The 5120-nt window shown below is 70.6% G+C and carries 3 protein-coding genes and 1 pseudogene; all 4 read left to right on the top strand.

The annotated features are described in order from the left end of the window. Window positions 1-189 (top strand): annotated as a pseudogene (locus tag ACIA8O_RS40055) (ATP-binding protein); the annotation flags it as partial. Window positions 190-462: 273 nt separating this feature from the next. Then, window positions 463-3822, top strand: a complete 3360-nt coding sequence (locus ACIA8O_RS40050; protein WP_396299032.1) for a nitrate- and nitrite sensing domain-containing protein — start codon at window positions 463-465, stop codon at window positions 3820-3822. Between the two features lie 10 nt (window positions 3823-3832). Then, on the top strand, window positions 3833-4246 hold the full coding sequence (locus tag ACIA8O_RS40045; protein WP_035797811.1) for a roadblock/LC7 domain-containing protein: 414 nt from the start codon (window positions 3833-3835) through the stop codon (window positions 4244-4246). A gap of 161 nt (window positions 4247-4407) precedes the next feature. Beyond that, on the top strand, window positions 4408-5073 hold the full coding sequence (locus ACIA8O_RS40040; protein ID WP_396299031.1) for a DUF742 domain-containing protein: 666 nt from the start codon (window positions 4408-4410) through the stop codon (window positions 5071-5073). Window positions 5074-5120 lie beyond the last annotated feature (47 nt).

The raw sequence follows: 5120 nt of genomic DNA, 5'->3' as shown, positions 1-5120 counted from the left end.
GGACTCCCCTTCGTCGTCGCCCTCAACGGCTTCGACGGACACCAGCCCCACACCCCCGACGAAGTCCGAGAAGCACTCCAACTCGGCCCCGACACCCCCGTCATCACCCTCGACGCACGCCGCCGGGACAGCGCCAAGAGCGCCCTCATCACCCTCGTCGAACACGCCCTCCTCGCCCGACTCCGCTGATGAAGCGCTGATGAAGAGCCTGGGCGAGCCCGATAACGGTTCGATAGGCATTTAAAGATCGAAAGTAACTCTCGGTGACGGCCGGGCTGCGTGCCGCAGCATTCAGCCCGGATACGTCACCGAATGTCCGATTTACCCGTACCAAAACGTGCGCAGATGCCTGTTTGTCCCGCATCCGCGCACGTGCTCCAATGCCAGCTACCCCGTAGTCACCCTGGCAGTTCCACCCAGCAGCGGGCTGCGGCGAGCGGGGATGAGAGAGGTTGTTGTCGAGTGAGGCGTAACCAGCCAGTCACCGAGCAGCGGCGCTCCGAGCCCCGCCAGAACGAGCCGGGCGGTTTCTCGGCATTCGCGCCGAGCGCCGAGGAGCGGCCCGCCACCGCTGCACCCGCGCCCAAGGTGACCACCACCAAGCCCAACGCGAAGGAAGAGCGCCGGAGTTCCGGCCGCTACGAGTTCCTGGCACCACGGAACTGGCGGGTGCCCACCCGTCTGATAGCGATCCTGCTCATCCCGGTCGTGATCTCCCTGGTCTTCGGCGGGCTCCGGGTCAACAGCTCCTTCGACGACTTCGTCAAGGCGACCCACGCCGAGAAGACCGCGCTGCTCGCCAAGGCCGCCACCGAGCTGGCCGACTCCCTGGAGTCCGAGCGCGACCTGACCGCCATCCCGCTGATGGTCGGCCAGGACCCGCAGGGCGAGGTGCCCAAGCGCCGCGCCAAGACCGACCAGGCGCTGGCCGCGTACCGGGCCGCGTTCGCCGAGGTCTCCGACGACACCCTGCTGGCCCGCCGCAACGAGGCCTTCCAGCAGCTCGTGGTGCACCTCCCGCACCTGCGCGAGAACGCCTACAAGCGCGAGCTCTACATCACCGCGACCCAGGCCGCGTACTCGAACCTGATGGCCCCGCTGATGGCCTTCGACAACTCGGTCGGCTTCGGCTCCTCCACGGTCACCAGCAAGGGCCGCGCGATCTACGCCATGTCGCTGGCCAAGGCCTCCGCCTCGACCCAGCGCGTGCTGATGCTCAACCTGCTGGTCGGCACCAGCCAGCACATCCTGAGCCGCCAGGAGACCTCCGAGCTCCTCCAGCAGCTGGCCGTGGCCAACAAGCTGGAGCAGGTCTCGCTCAACGAGTTCTCCACCGGCAGCGCGCCCGAGGACGCCCGCGCCTACTCCGACGCCCAGGTCGCCCAGGCCTCCGCCGACCAGCGCGCCGCGCTGAAGATGCCCGGCACCGACGTCGCGCCCACCATGAGCGGCCTGCTGGTGCTCGGCCTGTCCTTCATGAGCAGCAGCTCCACCCTGAGCGACGGCGCCGCCGAGGCCGCCGCCGCGGCCGGCCTCAACCCGCCGAACTGGCAGCAGGCCACCGCGAGCCACATCAGCTCGCTGCGCAACACCGAGTCCAAGCTCCTCGACGAGGTCGTCGACGCCGCCGCGAACATCAAGAACCGCGCGCAGAACGACATGATCCTCAACTCGGTCATCGTCGTGGTCTCGCTGGCGCTGGCCGGTCTGCTCACCGGCCTGATCGCCCGCTCGATGATCCTCGGCATGCGGACCCTGAACACCGCCGCGCTGGACATCGCCAACCACCGTCTGCCGGACCTGGTCGAGAAGCTCTCCAAGACCGACCCGGACCGGGTGGACACCTCCGTCGCGCCCATCCCGCTGCACGGCAAGGACGAGATCGGCGAGGTCGCCCGCGCCTTCGACCAGGTCCACCAGCAGGCGGTCTCGCTGGCCGCCGAGCAGGCCCTGCTGCGAGGGAACGTCAACGCGATCTTCACCAACCTGTCGCGCCGCAGCCAGAGCCTGATCCAGCGTCAGCTCGCGCTGATCACCGACTTGGAGAACAACGAGGCCGACCCGGACCAGCTGGAGAACCTCTTCAAGCTGGACCACCTGGCCACCCGCATGCGCCGCAACGGCGAGAACCTCCTCGTCCTCGCGGGCGAGGAGGCCGGCCGCCGCTGGAACACCCCGGTGCCGCTGGTCGACGTGCTCCGCGCCGCCGCCTCCGAGGTGGAGCAGTACGAGCGCGTCGAGCTGGCCGGCATCCCCGAGGCCGAGGTGATCGGCGCCGCCGTGACCGACCTCGTCCACCTGCTGGCCGAGCTGCTGGAGAACGCCACCACCTTCTCCAGCCCGCAGACCCGGGTGCTGGTCAACGCCACCCGCCTGCCGGACGGCCGCGTGCTGGTCGAGATCCACGACAAGGGCATCGGCCTCACCGCCGAGGACTTCGCCGAGATCAACGAGAAGCTGGCCGAGCCGCCCACGGTCGACGCCACCATCTCCCGCCGCATGGGCCTGTTCGTGGTCGGCCGGCTGTCCCAGCGGCACGACATCCGCGTCCAGCTGCGCCCCTCGGGCGAGTCCGCGGGCACCACCTCGCTGGTGATGCTCCCGCAGCACCTGACCAGCATGGCCGCCGTCCCGGAGCCGGAGGAGCAGTTCACCGTCTCCCGGATCTTCGCGGAGCAGGAGGGCCAGGTCGGCTGGGACGAGGTCGGCCAGGGCCGCAGCGCGGCCGAGCTCGGCTTCGACGACCACCTGACCGGCCACGGCGGCAGCAGCGGCTTCAGCCCGGCGCTGGAGTCCATGCAGCGCTCGCAGCGGCTCGACCAGCGCCGCCGGGCCGCCCTGGAGGCGGGCCCCGAGGGCAACGGCCAGGTCATCGACGCCGAGGTCGAGGAGACCCCGTACGCCGAGGACGCCTACGGCTACCAGGGCCAGTACGGCCAGGGTCAGTACGCGCAGGACCAGTACGGCCAGGGCCAGTACGGCCAGGAGCAGTACGGCCAGCCGTACGCCCCGGCCGACTCCTACGGCTACCAGGAGCCGCACTACCAGGACTCGCCGTACGGCGGCCAGGAGTACGGCCGGACCGAGTACGCCGAGCCCGAGTACGCGGAGGCGGCCGCGGCCGACTACCAGCCGTACGGGCAGGACTACGGCTACGGCCGGCAGGACGGCTTCCAGCAGGCCCAGGAGCGCTACGAGGAGCCCTCGGGCCACCCGTACGGTGCCGAGCCCGCCGCGCTGCCCCCGGCCGCTCCTGCGGCCCCCGCGAGCCCGCTGCTCGGCTCCGGCCTCCCGCAGCGGCGTCCGGGCCAGCAGCTGGCCGGTGGCGGCTTCCCCTCCGCCCGTCAGGACGAGGCGCCGGCGGGCGGCGACAAGCCGAACTGGTTCACCGGTGCCAAGGACACCTCCGCCTCGGTGGAGGAGAACCGCGGCCACGACGTGTCGGCGCTCGGCGGCTACGGCCCCACCGGCCCGACCGCCGCTCCGCAGCAGGAGTGGCAGTCGCCCAACGACGGCGACTGGCAGCGGGCCGGCCAGCTCCGCGAGCCGGCCGCCGCGGGCACCACCGACTCGGGCCTGCCCCGCCGGGTGCCCAAGCAGAACCTGGTGGCGGGCAACGCCAAGCCCACTCCCCAGGACGGCCCGCAGGTCTCCCGCAGCCCCGAGGAGGTGCGCGGCCGGCTGACCAACCTGCGCCGTGGCGTCGAGCAGGGCCGCAGCGCGGGCGGCGACCCGGGCGCCACCGGTAGTTTCCGGATCGACCCCCAGCAGCACGACAGCACCACCGATCTCTTCGGCGGCTCGAACCAGCAGGAGCGTTGAGTTGACCCAGATGAGCCAGGCCGCACAGAACCTGAACTGGCTGATCACCAATTTCGTGGACAACACCCCTGGGGTGTCCCACACCGTGGTGGTCTCCGCCGACGGGCTCCTGCTCGCCATGTCCGAGGGCTTCCCCCGCGACCGCGCCGACCAGCTCGCCGCCGTCGCCTCCGGCCTCACCTCCCTCACCTCCGGCGCCAGCCGGATCTTCGAGGGCGGCGACGTCAACCAGACCGTGGTCGAGATGGAGCGCGGCTTCCTCTTCCTGATGGCCGTCAGCGACGGATCCTCGCTGGCCGTGCTGGCTTCGCCGGACTCCGACATCGGTCTGGTGGGCTACGAGATGGCCCTCCTGGTGGACCGCGCCGGAGCCGTTCTCACCCCCGCGCTGCGCGCGGAACTCCAGGGCAGTCTGCTGCACTGACGGTTCGTCGGATACCGTCCTGGTATTCGAAAGACCTCATTGCCCGTCCCCGGGCCCTCACGGGCCCGGGTTCGGGCGTTGTACGGCCTTCGCACATCGGGTGACGATCCGTCAGGATCGTTGCCAGCACCGCACCGCCGCACCTTGTGAGGAGAGGAACCGTGACCCCGCCCGACGACCGCAGCGGCCAGTACGGCGTTCCGTACCCTGGCACCGGCCATGACGCCTTCGGAGCTCCCGGCGTCGGCCACGGTCAGCCGTACGGACAACAGCAGTACGGCCAGCCGCAGTTCGCGCAACCGCAGTTCAGCCAGCAGCAGCAGTACGGGCTGCCGGACCAGCAGCAGCCCTACGGCGAGCCGCAGTTCGGCCGCCCGGCGCAGCCCGGCTACCCGGACTACCAGCAGGGCTACTCCGGCTCCGAGTCCTTCCAGGACCACGCCGAAGACCCGGCCCAGGCCGACGAGTTCGACGACGAGGAGGAGTCCGGACCGCTGATCCGGCCCTTCGCGATGACCGGCGGCCGCACCCGGCCGCGTTACGAACTGGCCTTGGAGGCACTGGTTTCGGCCAATGTCAGCCAGGACCGGCTGGCTTCACTGCTCCCCGAGCACCAGCGGATCTGCATGCTGTGCACCGAGGTGAAGTCCGTCGCGGAGGTCTCCGCGCTGCTCAACATCCCCCTGGGAGTGGCGCGCATCCTGGTCGCCGACCTGGCCGAGGCCGGTCTCGTCGCCATCCACCAGCCCGCTGCCGGCGGCGAATCCGGCAACCAGCCCGACGTCACGCTGCTCGAAAGGGTCCTCAGTGGACTTCGCAAGCTCTAACGCGGCCGCCCCCAGCCGCGCCACCACCTCCGCGAAGATCGTCGTCG

The sequence above is a fragment of the Kitasatospora sp. NPDC051853 genome (assembly GCF_044452665.1).
Lineage (GTDB): Bacteria > Actinomycetota > Actinomycetes > Streptomycetales > Streptomycetaceae > Kitasatospora.
The sequence above is the reverse complement of the archived record's forward strand: the minus strand, read 5'-3'. Positions and strand labels throughout refer to the sequence as shown.